The organism is Phenylobacterium sp., from assembly GCF_030679875.1.
GTDB lineage: Bacteria > Pseudomonadota > Alphaproteobacteria > Caulobacterales > Caulobacteraceae > Phenylobacterium.
The window spans coordinates 236,905-255,273 of record NZ_JAUXSP010000021.1; the positions used below are offsets into that span (position 1 = coordinate 236,905).

General features: G+C 67.5%; 17 protein-coding genes and 1 other RNA gene. 14 read left to right on the forward strand and 4 right to left on the reverse strand.

The genetic code is table 11. The features are described 5' to 3' along the window. Positions 1–13 precede the first annotated feature (13 nt). Positions 14–685, reverse strand: coding sequence for an HAD family phosphatase (locus Q8K84_RS14595; protein ID WP_305283434.1), 672 nt, complete (start codon positions 683–685; stop codon positions 14–16). A 49-nt stretch (positions 686–734) separates the two neighbouring features. Next, the gene (gene serB, locus Q8K84_RS14600; RefSeq protein WP_305283435.1) at positions 735–1,628 is read right to left on the reverse strand and encodes a phosphoserine phosphatase SerB; all 894 of its coding nucleotides are present in this window, start codon (positions 1,626–1,628) and stop codon (positions 735–737) included. Here serB and miaA point away from each other — a divergent pair. The 5 genes from miaA (at position 1,627) to ssrA (ending at position 6,385) form a co-directional block, all read left to right on the forward strand. Further along, positions 1,627–2,547: a tRNA (adenosine(37)-N6)-dimethylallyltransferase MiaA gene (miaA, locus tag Q8K84_RS14605; protein WP_305283436.1), complete on the forward strand. Its 921-nt coding sequence runs from the start codon at positions 1,627–1,629 to the stop codon at positions 2,545–2,547. The two genes, serB and miaA, sit on opposite strands and share 2 nt — an antisense overlap. A gap of 187 nt (positions 2,548–2,734) precedes the next feature. Then, positions 2,735–4,537 carry an acetolactate synthase 3 large subunit gene (locus Q8K84_RS14610; RefSeq protein ID WP_305283437.1) on the forward strand — a complete coding sequence of 601 codons (1,803 nt, stop codon included), beginning with the start codon at positions 2,735–2,737 and terminating at the stop codon, positions 4,535–4,537. An 89-nt stretch (positions 4,538–4,626) separates the two neighbouring features. Further along, a complete protein-coding gene (gene ilvN / locus Q8K84_RS14615; RefSeq protein ID WP_305283438.1) occupies positions 4,627–5,175 on the forward strand; it encodes an acetolactate synthase small subunit in 549 nt (182 codons plus the stop codon). A 24-nt stretch (positions 5,176–5,199) separates the two neighbouring features. Continuing rightward, entirely contained in the window at positions 5,200–6,012 is an 813-nt protein-coding gene (locus tag Q8K84_RS14620; RefSeq protein WP_305283439.1) for a hypothetical protein, read from the forward strand. Positions 6,013–6,024: 12 nt separating this feature from the next. Beyond that, positions 6,025–6,385, forward strand: a transfer-messenger RNA (tmRNA) gene (gene ssrA, locus Q8K84_RS14625). A 25-nt stretch (positions 6,386–6,410) separates the two neighbouring features. On the opposite strand, the gene Q8K84_RS14630 is transcribed toward ssrA, so the two are convergent. Continuing rightward, the gene (locus tag Q8K84_RS14630; protein ID WP_305283440.1) at positions 6,411–7,511 is read right to left on the reverse strand and encodes a hypothetical protein; all 1,101 of its coding nucleotides are present in this window, start codon (positions 7,509–7,511) and stop codon (positions 6,411–6,413) included. A 12-nt stretch (positions 7,512–7,523) separates the two neighbouring features. Then, complete coding sequence (locus Q8K84_RS14635) at positions 7,524–8,924, reverse strand: MBOAT family protein (protein ID WP_305283441.1); 1,401 nt, start codon at positions 8,922–8,924, stop codon at positions 7,524–7,526. Between the two features lie 141 nt (positions 8,925–9,065). Here Q8K84_RS14635 and Q8K84_RS14640 point away from each other — a divergent pair, with 141 nt between their 5' ends. From Q8K84_RS14640 to Q8K84_RS14680, 9 genes are all read left to right on the forward strand, one after another. Beyond that, positions 9,066–9,572, forward strand: a complete 507-nt coding sequence (locus Q8K84_RS14640; protein ID WP_305283442.1) for an SspB family protein — start codon at positions 9,066–9,068, stop codon at positions 9,570–9,572. A gap of 5 nt (positions 9,573–9,577) precedes the next feature. Continuing rightward, positions 9,578–10,048, forward strand: coding sequence for a PaaI family thioesterase (locus Q8K84_RS14645; protein WP_305283443.1), 471 nt, complete (start codon positions 9,578–9,580; stop codon positions 10,046–10,048). 1 nt (position 10,049) lies between these two features. Then, entirely contained in the window at positions 10,050–10,835 is a 786-nt protein-coding gene (locus tag Q8K84_RS14650; protein WP_305283444.1) for a C13 family peptidase, read from the forward strand. A 79-nt stretch (positions 10,836–10,914) separates the two neighbouring features. After that, entirely contained in the window at positions 10,915–13,077 is a 2,163-nt protein-coding gene (locus Q8K84_RS14655) for a serine hydrolase (RefSeq protein WP_305283445.1), read from the forward strand. 200 nt (positions 13,078–13,277) lie between these two features. Continuing rightward, positions 13,278–14,921, forward strand: a complete 1,644-nt coding sequence (gene fliF / locus Q8K84_RS14660) for a flagellar basal-body MS-ring/collar protein FliF (RefSeq protein WP_305283446.1) — start codon at positions 13,278–13,280, stop codon at positions 14,919–14,921. After that, positions 14,918–15,964, forward strand: a complete 1,047-nt coding sequence (gene fliG, locus Q8K84_RS14665; protein WP_305283447.1) for a flagellar motor switch protein FliG — start codon at positions 14,918–14,920, stop codon at positions 15,962–15,964. The genes fliF and fliG overlap by 4 nt, the downstream gene beginning before the upstream one ends. Further along, a complete protein-coding gene (locus Q8K84_RS14670) occupies positions 15,964–16,614 on the forward strand; it encodes a flagellar assembly protein FliH (protein WP_305283449.1) in 651 nt (216 codons plus the stop codon). The genes fliG and Q8K84_RS14670 overlap by 1 nt, the downstream gene beginning before the upstream one ends. Positions 16,615–16,633: 19 nt before the next feature. After that, positions 16,634–16,969 carry a flagellar motor switch protein FliN gene (gene fliN / locus Q8K84_RS14675; protein ID WP_305283450.1) on the forward strand — a complete coding sequence of 112 codons (336 nt, stop codon included), beginning with the start codon at positions 16,634–16,636 and terminating at the stop codon, positions 16,967–16,969. 27 nt (positions 16,970–16,996) lie between these two features. After that, on the forward strand, positions 16,997–18,367 hold the full coding sequence (locus tag Q8K84_RS14680) for a sigma-54-dependent Fis family transcriptional regulator (RefSeq protein ID WP_305283451.1): 1,371 nt from the start codon (positions 16,997–16,999) through the stop codon (positions 18,365–18,367). Positions 18,368–18,369: the final 2 nt, after the last annotated feature.

Sequence of the window (18,369 nt, forward strand, 5' to 3'; positions counted from 1 at the left end):
GATCGGGGGCTTTTCATTTGCCGACCATCACGGCGAGTAGATCGCGCACCTCGTGCAGGTCCCGGGCGATCCGCACGCACAGGCCGCGCATCTCGTCATTGGGCTCCAGCATGTCGGGGACCATGATGGTCATCATCCCAGCGGCGGCCGCCGCCCGCACGCCGTTGTGGCTGTCCTCCAAGGCGATGCAGTCGCGCGGGTCCATGCCCAGGGCCGCGGCGGCCTTCAGATAGGGCTCGGGGTGCGGCTTGCCCTGAGTGACGCTCTCGGCGGTGATGAAGGCGTCGAACCGCGAGAGCAGGCCCGCATGGCCGAGGTGCGTCTCCACCGACCTCATTCGTGAAGAGGTGGCGACGGCCCGCGGCGCGCCGACGGCGTCCAGGTGATCGAGCATCTCGATGACGCCGGTCTTCAGGGCGACGCCGGCCTTGTGGGCCTCGACAAACCGGGCCCGGACATCAACCACATAGTCATCCAGCACGAAGCCCGCACCGAAGTGGTCGATGAGGATGCCGTCGCTGGCCGCGTGGGTCAGGCCGACCATGCTCTGGAACACCGGAAACGGCATGTCCCGCCCCATGGCCCGGGCGGCGCCTTCCATGGCCTGGAGCATCAGGCGTTCGGAATCGATCAGAAGGCCGTCCATGTCGAACACGACGGCGGCGCAGGGGCGAGGAAGCGTCATGGGCAGGCTCTTAGTCCAGAGAGCACGCCAAGCGAAATCAAGGCCTGCTTCAGTCGGTGACAAAATCCGCGGCGCCGTAGCCCTGGAAGTAGAGCAGCGCCGTCAGATCCGCATGATCGACCTTGGCATGGGCCTGGGCGGCGACCACCGGCTTGGCCCGATAGGCGACCCCAAGGCCCGCGGCCTCGATCATCGCCAGGTCATTGGCCCCATCGCCCACCGCCAGGGTCGCCGACAGGTCCGCATTGATCGCGCCAGCCTCTTCACGCAGGGCCGCCAGCTTGGCCTCTCGGCCGAGGATCGGCGATCCCACCTCCCCGGCCAGGACCTCGCCCGCCTCGATGAGGGTGTTGGCCCGTTGAGCGTGGAAGCCCGCGGCCTGGGCCACCCGGCTGGTGAAAAAGGTGAAGCCGCCGGAGACCAGCACACAGCGTGCGCCGCCGGCCGCCATGGTCCGCACCAGGATCCGCGCCCCGGGATTGAGGACGACACGCTCGTCATAGGCCCGCTGCAGATCAGAGAGCGGCAGGCCCTTCAGCATGGCCACCCGCTCACGCAAGGCGGCCTCGAAATCCAGTTCGCCGCGCATGGCCCGCTCGGTGATCTCCGAGACCCGATCCTTGACGCCGGCGAAGTCGGCCAGCTCGTCGATGCATTCGCAGCCGATGATGGTCGAATCCATGTCGGCGATCAGCAGCCGCTTGCGCCGCCCAGCCCAGGGCTGGACGCAGACATCCACCGGCATGGCCGACAGGGCGTCTTCTGCGGCGGCCCGCACCGGCGCCAGCGCCTCGGCCTCCACCAACAGGTCAACGGCGCCGGGACCCAGCGGCCGGGGTTCCTTGACGCGAGCCTGCGCGCCTGCGAGCGCTTGGGTGAGTTGAACGGTGGCCGCGGCGAGCGCGGACTCCTGCGGACTGACGAGGGTGAGAGCGATTTCCATGGAGCCCCGCATCTGGCTGATCGGCGGGCCGACGGCAAGCGGCAAGACGGCGATCGCCCTGCGCCTGGCCCAGGAAATCGGCGGCGAGATCGTCAACGCCGACTCCATCCAGCTCTACGGCGACCTGACCATTCTGAGCGCGCGACCGACGCCGCATGAGATGGCCCAGGCGCCCCACCACCTGTTTGGGGCCGCCGATGGCGCAGAGGCCTGGTCCGTGGGCCGCTGGTTGCGCGCGGCCCTGCCGCTCATCACCGAGATCCAGGCCCGGGGCCGGTCTCCAATCCTGGTGGGCGGCACGGGACTCTATTTTCGTAGTCTGACCGACGGCCTCGCCGACATCCCAGCCGCAGCGCCAGCGGTCCGCATCAGGGTCGAGGCCGAGTTCGAGGCGCTCGGCGAAACCACCTTCCGAGCCCGCCTGGCCGAAGTCGACCCGGCCGCGGCGGCGCGCATCGCGCCCGCCGACCGCCAACGGCTGGTGCGCGCCTGGCAGGTCTATCTCAGCGCCGGCCGCGCGCTCTCAGACCTGCAGGCGGAAACCGCCGCCCCCCTCGGGCCCGAGGCCTGGCGGGGCGTCGTGGTTGAGCCTCCCCGCGAGGCGCTCTACGCCCGCTGCGACGTCCGCCTCGCCGCCATGTTCGAGGCTGGCGCCGTCGAAGAGGTCTCAGCCCTGCTCGCCCGGCGCCTCGACCCCGCCCTTCCGGTCATGAAGGCGCTGGGTCTGCGGGAGATCGCCGCCTGGCAGGCCGGCGAGATGACCCGCCATGAGGCGCTGGCCGCCGCGCAGCAGGAAACCCGCCGCTACGCCAAGCGACAGGCCACCTGGTTCCGCAACCAGACCCCGGACTGGCCACGGGTCACGGCGACAGAGCCTGAGGCGCAGTGGGGGCAGTTTCTTGCTCTGGGCGCGCCTTGACGCCCTGGCCCGCGCATGCGATGAGCGGGAAACCTTATATCTGGAGAACGCGCGTGCGCGTCAGCATCGTACTTGAGTGGCGACCTTAGACGAGCCGATTTCGATCGGCGCGAACAAGGTCGCTTGCACCAGGCCCCCAGCGGGCCTTTTTTATTGCCCTGAAGGCCAGCCTAAGAAGGCCACTGCCATGACCGCCCACCAGACCATCACCGCCCCCGAGGCCGCCGAAACCGAAATGATGAGCGGGGCCGAAATCGTCGTCCGCTCGCTCCTCGACCAGGGCGTAGAGGTCCTGTTCGGCTATCCGGGCGGGGCGGTGCTGCCGATCTATGACGCGCTGTTCGCCGAGCCGCGGCTGCGTCACATCCTGGTCCGCCACGAACAGGGCGCCACCCACGCCGCCGAGGGCTATGCCAGGTCCACCGGCAAGCCGGGCGTCGTCCTGGTCACGTCGGGCCCCGGCGCGACCAATGCGGTCACCGGCATCGTCGACGCCCTGATGGACTCCATCCCCCTGGTGGTCATCACCGGCCAGGTCGCCACCCACCTGATCGGCACCGACGCCTTCCAGGAATGCGACACGATCGGCATCACCCGCTCGATCACCAAGCACAACTATCTGGTCAAGAACGTCGATGATCTGCCGCGGATCATGCACGAGGCCTTCCACATCGCCACCTCGGGCCGCCCCGGCCCCGTGGTCATCGACATTCCCAAGGACGTGCAGTTCGGCAAGGCGGCCTATCAGGGTCCCCAGGCCGTCACCCACGCCCACGACTACCGTCCGCAGGTCAAAGGCGACGCCGGCCGCATCGCCGAGGCCGTCACCCTGATCGCCCAGTCCCGCCGGCCGATCCTCTATACCGGCGGCGGCGTGATCAATGCCGGCCCCCGGGCCTCGGCCCTGCTGCGGGAGTTTGCTGAACTGACCGGCGCGCCGGTGACCTCGACCCTGATGGGCCTGGGCGCCTTCCCGGCCGCCGATCCCAAGTGGCTGGGCATGCTCGGCATGCACGGCAGCTTCGAGGCCAACCACGCCATGCACGACTGCGACGTCATGGTCGCCCTGGGCGCCCGGTTCGACGACCGGGTCACCGGTCGCCTGGACGCGTTCGCCCCCACCTCGCGCAAGATCCACGTGGACATCGACGCCTCGTCCATCGGCAAGAATGTCCGCTGCGACGTGGCCATTGTCGGCGACGCCGCCAGCGTGCTGGAGGACATGATCGCCGCCTGGAAATCCATGCGCCTGTCGATGGACAAGACCGCCCTGGCCGAATGGTGGCGCGAGATCGAGGCCTGGCGGGCCCGCGACTGCTTCGCCTACACGCCCGATTCCAAGCTCATCAAGCCTCAGCAGGCGGTCGAGCGGCTGTACCATCACGCCAAGGACAAGGACGTCTACATCACCACCGAGGTCGGCCAGCACCAGATGTGGGCCGCCCAGTATTTCCGCTTCGAAGATCCCAACCGCTGGATGACCTCCGGCGGCTTGGGCACCATGGGCTATGGCCTGCCGGCCGCCGTGGGCGTGCAGATCGCCCACCCGGACTCACTCGTCATCGATATCGCCGGCGACGCCAGCGTGCAGATGACGATGCAGGAGATGGCCACCGCCATTCAGTACGACCTGCCGATCAAGATCTTCATCCTGAACAACGAATGGATGGGCATGGTCCGCCAGTGGCAGCAGCTGCTGCATGGGGAGCGCTACTCCCACTCCTATTCAGAAAGCCTGCCCGACTTCGTGAAGATGGCCGAGGCCTTCGGCGCGGTGGGCCTGCGGGCCGAGCATCCAGACGAGCTGGACGACAAGATCGCCGAGATGATCTCCGTCCGCCGTCCGGTGCTGTTCGACTGCCGGGTCACCAAGGAAGAGAACTGCTTCCCCATGATCCCATCAGGCAAGGCGCACAACGAGATGATCCTGGCCCAGGAAGCCCGCGACCTCGGCTCCATCATCGACGACGCCGGCAAGCGGCTGGTCTGAGGCGGTCGCATGGCGCGGCGGCTGGGGGCTGGTTGCCCTCGGCTCTCGCCTGTGACACCTGAACGGCCGAGCCTAGAGAAGAGACCTTGATGCCCGATCCCCAGCCCGCCTCCGTCTATGACCTCGACCACAAGGCCGAGGTGGAAAATCTCGCCACCTTCGCCGTGCTCGTGGACAACGAGCCGGGCGTCCTGCACCGGCTGGTCGGGCTGTTCGCCGCCCGGGGCTACAATATCGAAAGCCTGACGGTCGCCGAGACCGATCGCAACGCCCACACCAGCCGGGTGACCATTGTCACCCGCGGGACCCCTCATGTGCTGGGCCAGATCGAGGCTCAGCTGCAGAAGATGGTCTCCACCCGCCACGTCCAGGACGTGACCCGCGATCCCAACGGCCTGGAGCGGGAGCTGGCTCTGGTCAAGGTGAAGAGCCTGGGCGCCGAGCGGGTCGAGGCCCTGCGGGTGGCCGACATCTTCCGCGCCCGGGTGATCGACACCACCCACGAGAGCTTCGTCTTCGAGATCACCGGCGCCCCCAACAAGATCGACAAGTTCGCCGAACTGATGCGGCCGCTCGGTCTGGTGGAACTGTCGCGCACCGGGGTGCTTTCCATCACGCGGGGCGCAGACGGCATGTAGGAGGCGAGCGTGGTGGCGATTGCGATGCGACGGGTCGCCCTGGGGCTGGCCCTAAGCCTGTTCGCCGCGGCCCCGAGCCTTGGCCAGACGTCGAGCGAGGCTCCCCCTGGCGCCGCCTCGCCCTACCCGCCGCCGGATCCGCGCGCCTGGTGGGCTGACGACCGCCCCGCCCCATCCGACGCCGCCGACCCCATGGCCCGCCGCCGCCTGCCCCGCAGCGGGCCCCCGCCTGTGGTCACCCCCATCGAGCCGACCCTCTACCGCCTGTGGGGCCTGCCGCCCTTGCAGACCCAGGTGGTCTATGGGGGGGAGGCGATAATCGAGGTCTGGCGCCGGCCGTCCAACAGCGTCGAGCAGATGGTCGTCCGCCTGACCGCCCGGCGGGACGGCAAGGCCTTCGTTCAGGTCCGCGCCGGCCGCGCCTGCTGCGAGCCAGACATCGCCCGCCGGGTCGGGTTCGACGTGGAGCTGGCGGCCGGCTACCGGACGCTTATCCAGGAGCTGGCGGCCGCATCGGTGTGGGACAGCCCCCGGGACGCCGTCGCCCAGGAAGGGAACGCCAGCGTCGGCTCCATCTGCCTGGACGGCGTCGCCTACGACCTGGTCCGCCTGACAGAGCGCCAGGGCGGCGTACTGCGGCGCGACTGCGACGAGGCTGAGGTGGGTGAGGTCGCCGAACTTCTGGAAGCCGCCCTCGGCGCGGCCCTGGGCCACGAGCCGCGGATCGATGTCCTCCTGCCCCAGGGCGCTGATTTCGCCCGGGAGCGGGCCGCCTACGAGGCCCTGATCGCCGGGGGCGGTCGCATCAAGCCCGCTGATCGCCCGCCAAACCCCTGAGGTTTCGCGAAAGGCCTTCAATTTCAGCCGGCCTCGCCCTATATTCAACCTGTCCGGTTCGCCGGACTATGGAGATAAACGCGCACGTCATAAGCGGACTGGACCCGGGTGCGATTCCCGGCGGCTCCACCAAACCCTTCTCCGGGTATCGCCGGAAAGTCTGGGGCCGATCAGCATCGACAGACGTCTAAAGGTGTTGCTTTCTCTCGGCTTGGCCCACCGTTTCGGGCCTTTATCTAAATGCGAACGATAACTTCGCTGAAGAAGTCCGTCTGGCTGCGTAAGCGGTCCGATAGATTTCGACATAAACTCCTAGCGTCTTAGCAGCGTTAGGCGGGGCCGGGAGGGGGCCTTGCAACAGAACCCCTCCACCTTTCTCATAGTTGTTTGACGGCAGATCAGCCAAAACCGGCCGGTCGCTGGCCGCTGCACATCGCGTTGCGCTCTGCCGGCAGCAGCATGACAATGTCCGGCGCCTCGTCTTCGATGACCCGCCAGTCGAAACCACACTCATCCATGTGAATCCAGATCAGGCGGCCGACCCGGTCGGCGATCAGCGAGGGAAAGAAGTCGGCCGTATAGCTGTCGCCGATGATCACGACCGTAGGACCTGACGCTCCGCGCTCCACAGCAAAGGCCGGCATCGGCCCGCCATAGGCCTTAAGCTCCTCGCGGACTGTCCCAGGGGGCAGGCTGGTGCGGTGGTGGATGGTCAGGGTCTCAATGGCGGGCGGCATGCCGGCCATACGCGGCAGATCGCCATCGTCGGTACGCATCTCGCCCCAGGTCAGCTCCGCCTGCGCCCAACCCCATCCCGGCTGATCAACAGCCGCAACCATCCGGTTATAGGCCGCCAGGGCGCCCCACGGGGTCCAATGGCTGTCATACAGGCGATAGGCGCGGTCCAGCGCCGCGGCCTCGCGCAGCGCAGGCCTCAGGTCGACCGCCGGCGCTCCGCAGTCAGCGATGCCCTGCAGGATTAGGTCGTGATCGCTCGGCGTCGTCGCCGGACGCGCCCACGGCGGGGTCTGATCGGTCAGGATCGTTCCCGGCGAGGGCGCCAGGCCTGTGGCGAAGACGATTTGGCGGGCGGCCAGTCGACGTGCCACCTGACAGACAAAGTCTGCGTAGTCGGCGGCCCGCTCGGGGTCGACATCCTGGCCGGTGGAGCGCAGCAGCCCGTCGGTTAGGAACATCTGCCCGCCCTCCCCCATGACGGCCATGGCCTGGGCCGGCGCAGTGACCCCGAGGCGACGCTCCAGCCGGGCGCCGAGCCAGATCGCCGGCTCACGCAGGGCGAAGTGGTCGGCGAGAAAAGCGTCCACCGCCCGAGGCGCGTGTCGCCAAGCCGTTAGGTCCTGCGGCCAGTTCGGCGGCGGGGCTAGCATCCGGTTTTCCTCGCGCGAGACCGTCTGCAGAGGCAGGAGCGGCATGGCCAAAACCGGCAGCGACAGCACCGCCATGACGCCGAGGATCAGGAATCGGCGAGGATCAAACACGGGCCATCCTCCTTAGAACCGGAAATAGAGGAAGGGGCTGTATGTGCCCTGGGCGACCCGCAGCAGCGCCAGGACCAGCAGCAGGGCGACCGCGGCCGTATCGATCCAGGCCCGCGCCGTGCGCCCCTGGCGCACCCGCCAGGAGAGGCCGAACACCGCCAGGGCCCCCGCCATCGGGATCAGCCAGTAGTGAATGGGCTGGAAGGCGAGGGTTGTGGCGGCGCTCATCTCGCCAAGACCATGCCGGCCAGCCATGCCCGCCCAGATCTCTCCGGCCCGCGCCAGGCTCTCGGCCCGGAAGAGCACCCAGCCCAGAATGACGACCAGGAGGGCGTAGGCAAAGGCCGCCGGACGCGGGATCGCCTTGAGCCACCGGCCCAGGCCCGCCCGCTCTAGAACAAGGAACGCGCCGTGCCACGCGCCCCACAGAACGAAGGTCCAGGCCGCCCCGTGCCAGAGGCCGCATAACAGAAAGACCACCACCAGATTGCGCCAGGTCTTCCAGGCTGGGCCCTGGTTTCCTCCCAGGGGGATGTAGAGATAGTCCCGGAACCAGGTGGACAGACTGATGTGCCAGCGGCGCCAGAACTCGGTGATCGAGGTCGAGGCGTAAGGGGTGCGAAAGTTCCGCGGCAGGCTGAAGCCGAAGATGATCGCCAGACCGATGGCCATGGTCGAATAGCCGGCGAAGTCGAAATAGATCTGCAGGGTGTAGGCGACAGCCCCCAGCCAAGCTTCGGCGAGGCCCGGCTGGGCGGTCTGGTCGAAAACCGCGTCGGCCACTGGGGCCAAGGTGTCGGCGATCAGCAGTTTCTGGGCCAGGCCGATGATAAAGATCCGCGTCCCGGCCGAGGCGCGGCCTAGGCTGTGACGGCGCAGGACCAGTCGCCTGGCGATGGTTTTGTAGCGGACGATCGGCCCGGCGATCAGCTGTGGGAACAGCGCGATGTAGAGGGCCACCTGGGCGAGGTTGCGGTTGGCCGGAAACCGCCGCCGGTAGGTGTCCATGAGATAGGACAGGCAGTGGAAGGTGAAGAAGGAAATGCCGAGCGGCAGCGGGATTTGCGGCCGGGGCACGCTCCACCCGGCCGGCGCGAGGATAAGATTGAAGCTGTCGGCCAGGAAGCCTGCGTACTTGAAGAGGCTCAGGGAGCCGAGATTGACGCCCACCGCCAGGATCAGGGCCGTTTTGCGCGATGGCCCGTCGCGGGCGTCTATGGCCAGGGCGGCGCCGTAATTGACCACGGTCATGGCGGCCATCAGGGCCACATAGGCCGGCTCGCCCCAGGCGTAGAAGATCAGCGAAGCGGCGATCAGGACCGCGTTGCGGGTCGCCATGGTGCGACTGGCGAAATAGGCGGCCAGACACAGCGGCAAGAAGACGAAGAGAAAGCTCGGCGACGCGAACAACATGACTGGCCCCCGCCGAGCCGAGACTTTAGCCAATCGAAATCGGTCCGCCAACCGCCCTGAAGACGGCCGCGGCGCAACGCGCGCTTGCGCCGCGGCGCCGAAACGCTACCCTCCGGCCAGCAGATCGCAGGCGGAGACCCCATGGCCCAAGAGCCCCCGGCCCAAGACCAGATGCACTACGAGGCGATGGCCCAGGAGGCTCTGCGCGGGGTGGTGAAGGCCGCCCTGAAGCGTGCGGCCTCACCTGAAGGCTTGCCCGGCGCGCACCACTTCTACGTAACCTTCAAGACCGACGCGCCAGGCGTCTCGGGCCCTGTGGACCTGCTGTCCAAATATCCCGACGAGATGACCATCGTCCTCCAGCATCAGTACTGGGACCTGGCGCCCGGCGAGACCTTCTTCTCGGTGACCTTGAAGTTCGGCGGCCAGCCCAAGCGGGTCTCGGTGCCCTATGCGGCGGTGTCGCGGTTCTACGATCCCAGTGTGCAGTTCCTGCTGCAGTTCGAAGCCGCGAGCGATGGCCCAGCGCGGGTCGCAGCGGCGGTGGTCGGCGCTGGGGAGTCCGCCTCGGACACCGACCCCTCAGACGAGCCCCCGGGGGATCCCGCCGAAAAGGTCGTTTCGCTTGACCAGTTCCGCAAGAAATAGGGCCCATGACCGACGTCGCCGCTCCTGAGCCTGAAGCGCTCACCGACGAGGCCATCCTGGCCCGTTTTCTGCGCACCAAAAACCAGCCCACCGGCTCCCAGACCCTGGGCTTCAGGATGGTGGCTGTCAGCCAGGCCGAGAAGAGCGTCGAGGTCGCCTTCGACGCCAAGGCTGAGCTGCTGCTCAATCCGATGAAGCAGATCCAGGGCGGCTATCTGTGCGCCATGCTGGATGAGGCCATGTCCGTGGCCTGCATGGTCGCCTCAGGCATGACCCACGTGGCTCCCACCCTTGAGATGAAGACCAGCTTCCTGCGGCCGGCCATGCCCGGTCAGATCAAGGGGATCGGCCGGGTGGTGAAATGGGGCCGCAGCATCGCCTTCACCGAAGGCGAGCTTTACGATTCCGACGGCCGGCTCCTGGCCAAGGCGACGGGAACGGCCCTGCCGACCCCGTTCAAGTCCTACAAGAGCTGACTTGCCCCGCCCGCGCGCAGGTCTGAGGTTTCGGATCTGCGCCCTGGCGCTCGGCCTCGCCTGCGGCCTGTTTGCAACCCGCCCCGCCCTGGCCGCCCCGTTCGAAACCTGGGCCGCCGTGGTGGTGGCCGGCGACGCCAAGGGGTCTTTGGGCGGCCCGACCGAAGCCTTCGACAACGCTCGCCGCGATATCGCCAAGGCGTTTACCGGCCTGGGCCTCGCATCCGCTCAGATCGCGCAGTTCTCCGTGAGACCGGAGGCCGAACGCGGGGCCCGGCCACAGAAGGCCTCGGCCCGGGCGATCTACCAAACCCTCAGCGACCTGGCGCCGGCCGCGGCGGGCTGCCTGGTCTATTTCACCTCCCATGGGGACCCCCGGGGCGTGCTGGTGAACGACGAAATCCTGCCGCCCGCCATCCTCGGCGCGATGCTGGACCGCAGCTGCGGGACCAAGCCCACCGTGGTGGTGATCTCCGCCTGCTTCTCAGGGGTCTTTGTGCCGGCCCTGGCCAAGCCGAACCGAATGATCCTGACCGCCGCCCGGCCAGACCGGACATCGTTCGGCTGCGGAGAGGCTGACACTTATCCCTATTTCGACGCCTGCTTCCTCGGCGCCCTGGATGAGGTCGGCGACTTCATCTCGCTCAGTCGCGCCGTGGTGTCCTGTGTGGGCGAACGGGAGCAGGCGGAGGGCCTGTCCCCACCCTCTGAGCCGCAGGTGTGGATTGGTCCACAGCTTCGACCGCTTCTGCCCCTGCTGACCTTCTCTGCGCCCCCATCCCGGTGATCCAGCGCCTTGGACGCCCAGGCGCGGCGCCCTAGAAGGGAAGCTCGTGGGGAAATTCCAGACAAAGCGAGTTCCGGTGATGCGCTTCTTGCCCAAGCTTGCTGTGGCGATGCTGGTTGCGGCCCTGTGCCCACCGGCCCTGGTCCGGGCTCAGCCCGCCCTGCCCGAAGCTCCCGTCCCCTATGAAGCCCTGGCCAAGCCGGCGCCCCGACCGGCCGCGCGGCCCCGAGCCGTGGCGCCAGCCGCCCCCGCCCAGCCGGCGCAACCCGGCGAAGCGTCAGGGGCCGCGGCGCTTGCCGCGACGGGCGCCGCCACCATCGATCCGGCGCGGCTAGAGGCCTATCTGGACGGGGTGATCGGCTCGGCCATGGCCAAGGACAGGATCGCGGGCGTCACGGTTTCTGTAGTCCAGAACGGGCAGATCATTCTCAAGAAGGGCTATGGCCACGCCAGCCTGAGCCCCCTTCGGCCGGTGAATCCCGACCAGACCCTGTTCCGCATCGGCTCCATCTCCAAGACCTTCACCTGGATCCTGCTGATGAACGAGATCCAGGCTGGGCGCATTCGCATCGACGCCCCGATCAACCTCTATCTGCCTGAGGCTCTGCAGATCCGAGACCAGGGCTTCACTCAGCCGATCCAGGTCGCCCATCTCCTGGACCATTCTCCCGGCTTCGAAGACCGCATTCTGGGCCAGCTGATGGAGCGCAACTTCGATCGCGAGCGTCCGATGGCCCAGTATCTGCGCCAGGAGCGGCCCCGCCGGGTGCGTGAGCCTGGGCAGTTTCCGACCTATTCCAACTATGGGGTCGGCCTGGCCGGTCAGGCCCTCGTCTATGTCTCCGGCCAGCCCTTCGAAGAGCTGGTGGAAAAGAGGATCACCGGTCCCCTGGGGATGAGCCGCACCACATTCCGCGAACCCCACCCGCCCCGCGAGGGCATCCCCGCGCCGATGGCCCCAAGTCTCGCCCGGAACCTCTCAGAAGGCTTCCTGTGGTCGCCGGCCAAGGGCTTCGAGGCCCGCCCCTTCGAATACCTCGGCCATCTGGCCCCGGCGGGATCGGCCTCCTCGACGGCCGCGGATATGGCCCGCTTCATGATCGTGCTGCTGGATGACGGGGTCTATGGAGTCGCCGCGCCGGCCGCGCCATCGGCGACGGGAACCGCCCAGCCGGCCCAGCCCCCCTCCATCTTCGGCCCGGCCACGGCGCGGGCCTTCCGGACGCCCCTGCGGCCGAACGAGGCGGGGATCAACGACTGGCCGCACGGCTTCATCGCCTATCCGCTACCTGGGGGGCGAAAGGGCTATGGCCACGCTGGAGGCACCCTGTCGTTCAGCTCGAACATGGTGGTGGCCCCCGAACTCGATCTCGGCGTCTTCATCAGCGTCAACACCGAGAACGGCGCCGAACTGGCCACCCGGCTGCCGGCCCAGGTGGTCGCCCAGTTCTATGGACCCGCCGCGCCGCCGCCCCAGGGCGGAGACCCCGACCTCGGTCGCGTCGCCAGGCTGTATGAGGGGCACTATCTCGGGACGCGCCGGGCCTATGTGGGCCTTGAGCGGTTCGTCGGTTTCATCCTGTCAGGGGTCAGCGTCCAGGTCAGTCGCGATGGCCGCCTGATCACCAGCCGCCTCGGCGGCGCGCAGACCTGGATCCCCGAGGGTGATCCCGGGGAAGGTCGGTTCATCTCGACCACCGGTCCAGACCGGCTGGTGTTCGATCTGGCGGGCGGCAAGGCCGCCGCCTTCCAGGGCACCTACAACGATGTCCGCTTTCAGCGGGTTGGCCTCTGGAGCCGGCCCTCGGTCCTGGCCTTGCTGGCTGGTCTGACCTCTATCGCGGCGATCGCCACCTTCGTGGGTCTGGCCCTGCGCAATCGCCGGGACTTGCGGCAGACCCAGATTCAGAGCCAGGCGAGCCTCGTGCAGACGATCCAGGCCGTCCTATGGCTGCTCGCCCTAGGCCTGTTCGGCTCATGGCTCACGGGCGCGTCCGATACAGCCAAGGTGGTCTATGCCTGGCCAGGGGCCCGGCTGATCCTGGCTTCGGCCTGCGCCCTGGTGGCCTCGATCCTGACCATCATCACCCTGGCGTCTCTGCTGAGCATCTGGCGCGGTGGCCGTCGCCTGGACAGCTGGCCGGTGGCGCGCAAGGTCGGGTTTACAGCCACAACCCTGATCTATGTCGCCTTCGCCGTTGTGCTCTTCCATTGGGGCGCCCTGACCCCCTGGAGCAGCTGACCTCCAACATCGCCAGGATGGGGCGTGATGCGAGACACAAACTCAGCCCCAGGTGCGACATCACGTCCCGGCGCCGATCTGGTCGCTCAGCGGCCTAAGGCCAAGTCTTAAACGCGGCGTTTACCATCGACTGGGTAAATCCTGCCTAGCAGCCGGCCCAAAGTGGGCGCCGGTCGCAGGGTTTTGGGGTTCGACGCGCCTTGAATCAGTTTGTAGCCGCCTTGCAAAGGTTCGGGATCGGCCGGCTTGCCGCTATTCTCGGCATCGGCGTCGGCGTGGCTGCGGCCCTGGTCGCCCTGACCATGAACCTCGGCCAGCCCAAGGCCCTGCTCTACGCCAATCTCGACATGCGCGAGGCCGGCTCCATCACCCAGGCCCTCGAACAGGCTGGGGTGAAGTATGAGGTCAAGGGCGACGGCTCCACCATCATGGTCAACCGCGACCAGGTGGCCTCGACCCGCCTGCTTCTGTCCGGAAAGGGCCTGCCAACCGCAGGTTCGGTCGGCTACGAGATCTTCGACGACACCAACGCCCTGGGCCAGACGGACTTCGTCCAGCAGCTGAACCGTCAGCGCGCCTTGGAAGGCGAACTGGCCCGGACCATTCGCAGCCTGGACGGGGTGACCTTCGCGCGCGTGCATCTGGTCCTGCCCAAGCGTCAGCTGTTTGAGGACGCCGCCGAGGAGCCCTCAGCCTCCATCACCATGGGCGTCGGCGGGCGCGCCCCTACCCCCGAACAGGTCCGTGCGGTTCAGAACCTGGTGGCCGGCGCCGTGCCGAGAATGACCCCGGACCGGGTCACTGTCGTCGACCAGAACGGCAAGACCCTCTCCGCAGGCGGCGAAGGCTTCGCCGGCGAGATGGCCGAAGGTCGCAAAAATGAGGTCGAGCAACGGATCGCCAAGACGGTCAAAGCCCTGGTCGAAAGCGTCGTGGGGCCTGGCAAGGCGCGAGTGAACGTCACCGCCGAACTGGATCTGGCCCGGGTGACGGTGCAGCAGGAAACCTACGACCCCGACGGTCAGGTTGTGCGCTCCGAGCAGACGGTCGAGGAAAACGCCAACGAGAATGAGCCCAACAACAACGGCATGGTCACCGCCGACGCCAATATTCCAGGCGGGTTGGGTGGGGCCGAAGCCGGCGCCATGGGTTCGGCCAGCGGCCGCACGGAATCCACCACCAACTACGAAATCTCCAAAACCGTCCGCACCGAGGTCAACGAGCCTGGCAAGGTTCAGCGTCTGTCCGTTGCGGTGGCCGTGGATGGCGTCCGCCCGGTGGGCGAGAATGGCGCGCCCGGCGAATATGCACCGCGCAGCGAAGACGAAATGGCGCGCATCGAGGAACTGGTCCGCACAGCGGTTGGCTTCAACGAGGCCCGGGGCGATCAGGTGACCGTGGTCAACATGCCCTTCGACGCCCCGGCGGAGATGGGCGGGGTCGAGTCCTCCAATCCCCTGACCGACTTCGACAAGAACGACATCATGCGCGCCGTGGAACTCGCGATCCTGGCAGTCGTCGCCTTGCTGATCGTCTTCTTCGTGGTCCGCCCCCTGCTTAAAAGCGCCAGCGGCGGTGGTCGCGAACTTACCGGTCCGACCCAGACCATCACGCGGCTGGTGACGACAACGGCCGATGGCCAGCCTGTCCAGATCGCCGTCGATCCCGCCACTGGCCAGCCCCTCGCCCTGCCGAGTCCCGACGCGCTGGAACAGAAGATCGATATCGCGCGCATCGAAGGCCAGGTGAAAGCCTCGTCGGTGAAGCGCGTCGCCGATTTCGTCGACACTCACCCGGAACAGTCAGTGGCGATCCTCCGCAGCTGGCTGCATGAATCCGCATGACCGGTAGCGTGCGCGGCGGCGGCGGCCGCAACAAGACTATCAACGAGGTCAGCCAGCTGACGGGGCCTGAAAAGGCGGCCGTGGTTCTGTTGGCCCTCGGCGAAGATCACGGAGTCATCTGGCAGAGCCTGGACGAGGAGGAGATCAAGGAGGTCTCCCAGGCCATGGCCAGCCTCGGCACCGTGGCGGCCAATGTGGTCGAGGCCCTGCTGGTGGAATTTGTTGCGGGCATGTCTGGCGCCGGCACGATCATGGGCTCCTTCGAACAGACCCAGAAGCTGCTCACCGCCTTTCTGCCTCCCGACAAGGTCGAGGCCCTGATGGAGGAGATCCGCGGGCCGGCGGGTCGGACCATGTGGGACAAGCTCGGCAATGTGAACGAGGCCGTCCTCGCCAACTATCTGAAGAACGAATACCCGCAGACCGTCGCCGTCATCCTGTCCAAGGTGAAGGGCGAGCACGCCGCGCGGGTTCTGGCCTCCCTGCCCGAAGATTTCGCCCTGGAGTGCGTCACCCGCATGCTGCGCATGGAACCGGTGCAGCGGGAAATCCTGGACAAGATCGAGCAGACCCTGCGGACCGAGTTCATGTCCAACCTGGCGCGCACCTCCAAGCGCGACAGCCACGAGATGATGGCCGACATCTTCAACTCCTTCGATCGGCAGACCGAGTCCCGGTTCATGGCCGCCCTGGAGGAGCGCAACCGCGAAAGCGCCGAGCGCATCCGGGCCTTGATGTTCGTCTTCGAAGATCTGTCGAAGCTTGATCCTGGCGGCGTGCAGACGCTGCTGCGTGGCGTCGAGAAGGATCAGCTGGGCCTGGCGCTGAAAGGCGCCTCTGACGCCCTGCGCGAAATGTTCTTCTCCAACATGTCCGAGCGCGCGGCGAAAATCATGCGCGAGGACATGGAAGGCATGGGCCCGGTCCGTCTGAAGGATGTCGACCAGGCCCAGATGAAGATGGTTCAGGTGGCCAAGGATCTGGCGGCCAAGGGCGAGATCATGCTGGTCGGCGCCGGCGGCGATGATGAGCTGATCTACTGATGACCGAGCCCATCCTGCGCAAATTCGATTTCGACACCGTGTTCGACGACGCTGGCGGCGTGGCCCAGGCCTCGACGCGGCCGAAGCGCATCTACCCCCTCGAAGAGGTCGAAGTCATTCGCGCCGAGGCCTATGCCGAGGGCGAGCGCGCGGCCATGGCCCGGGTGGAGGCGCAGCAGGCCCAGGCCCTGTCCCACGTCGCCCAGGCCTGCCAGGCCGCCCTGCCCCGGCTCGCCGAAGTGGCGCATGCCCACCGGATCGGCTCGGCAGAGCTGTCCCTGGCCTGCGGTCAGGCGATCGCCGACGCCGCCCTGGACGCCTTTCCAAGGGTGCCCCTGCAGGCGGCGCTGGATGCCTTGGCTCGGGAAATTGAAAGCGCGCCACGCCTGCTGGTGACGGTGTCGGCCGATCTGGCCGAGGGCCTTGAGCCCATGCTGGCCGAGGCCGCCCACGCCATTGGCTTCGCCGGACAGATTCAGGTGCGCAGCGATCCGGGCATGGCGCCAGCCGCCTTCGCCCTCGATTTTGGCGACGGGGCCGCCCGTTTCGATCCCGCGGCGGCCGCCCAAAGGGTGGCTGAAGCCCTGCAGGCGGCTCTGGCGTCTGAAGGTCTCCACGCCGAACCCCTCATTCCCGGCGGCGACGCCTGAAGGATGAAAGGAACAAGTCATGTCTGACGAACTGAAACTCCAAGAGCTGGGCCCCGGGGACCTTCCCGCCATCGACTTCGGCCACGAGGGTGAGGAGAAGGCCGCCAGCGATCTGACGCCGGTCTTTGATGTGCCGGTCAGCATCTCGGCGGTTCTGGGCCGGGCGCAGATGTCCGTCGCCCAACTGTTGCAGCTGTCCTCAGGCAGCGTCCTCGAGCTTGACCGCAAGGTCGGCGAGGCCATCGACATCTATGTGAACAATCGCCTGGTCGCCCGGGGAGAGGTCGTCATCGTCGACGAGCGTCTCGGTGTGACGATGACGGAAATCATCAAGGACGGCGACACGGCGGCCTGAATTGGCGGCGCGTAAGGAGATTTGAAGATGCGGCTTCTGGTCGTCGGAAAACTGGACGGACAGCTCTCTGCGGCGGTGAAGATGGCGATGAGCGCCGGCGCCAAGGTGAGTCATGTGGAGACGATCGCGGCCGCCACCCACGCCCTGCGCGCGGGACAGGGAGCCGATCTGCTCCTGGTGGACTACGACCTCGACATCGCCGCCCTGATCGCGGCCAACGAGGCCGAGAGGATTCGGGTGCCGGTGGTGGCCTGCGGGGTCGGCCCCGATCCGGCCCGGGCGGCGGCCGCCATTCGCGCCGGCGCCAAGGAGTTCATTCCGCTGCCGCCGGAGGCCGCCTTGATCGCCGCCGTCCTGGCCGCGGTCTCTGACGACAACCGTCCCATGGTGGTGCGCGATCCCGCCATGCTGACGGTGCTGAAGCTTGCAGATCAGGTGGCGGCGTCCGAGGCCTCAATCCTGATCACTGGCGAAAGCGGCTCGGGCAAGGAGGTGGTGGCCCGCTATGTCCACCAGAAGTCCCGCCGGGCGACCAGGCCGTTCATCTCGGTCAACTGCGCGGCCATCCCGGAAAACCTGCTGGAAAGCGAGCTGTTCGGGCATGAGAAAGGCGCCTTTACCGGCGCGCTCGCCCGTCGGATCGGCAAGTTCGAAGAAGCCAATGGCGGCACCCTGCTCCTGGACGAAATCTCGGAAATGGACGCCCGCCTGCAAGCCAAGCTGCTGCGCGCCATCCAGGAGCGCGAGATCGACCGGGTCGGCGGCGCCAAGCCCGTCAAGGTCGACATCCGCATTCTGGCCACCTCGAACCGCGACCTGGCTCAGGCGGTCAAGGACGGGACCTTCCGCGAGGACCTGCTCTATCGCCTGAACGTGGTCAATCTGCGCCTGCCCGCGCTTCGGGAGCGTCCGGGGGACATCGTTATCCTGGCCGAGTTCTTCGTGAAGAAATACGCCGCCGCCAACGGCGTGCCCGAGAAGCCCCTGTCCGAAGAAGCCCGCCGGCGGCTGGCCGCCCATCGCTGGCCCGGCAATGTCCGCGAGCTGGAAAACGCCATGCACCGGGCGGTGCTGCTGTCTGTCGGTGACGAGATCACCGAGGAGGCCGTCCGCCTGCCCGATGGGCAGCCGCTGTCGCCCGCCGACGCCGGGACCCGGACCGCCCAGGCCGCCAGCTTCGCGGCCGAAGCGATCCAGCGCAGCTTCGTTGGGCAGACCGTGGCCGAGATGGAGCAGCAGTTGATCATCGACACCCTGGAGCATTGCGCCGGCAACCGCACCCATGCGGCCAACATCCTGGGAATCTCGATCCGCACCCTGCGCAACAAGCTGAAGGAATACACCGAAGCCGGCGTGTCGGTGCCCGCGCCGCAAGGCGCCGGCGCCCACGCCGCCTGAGG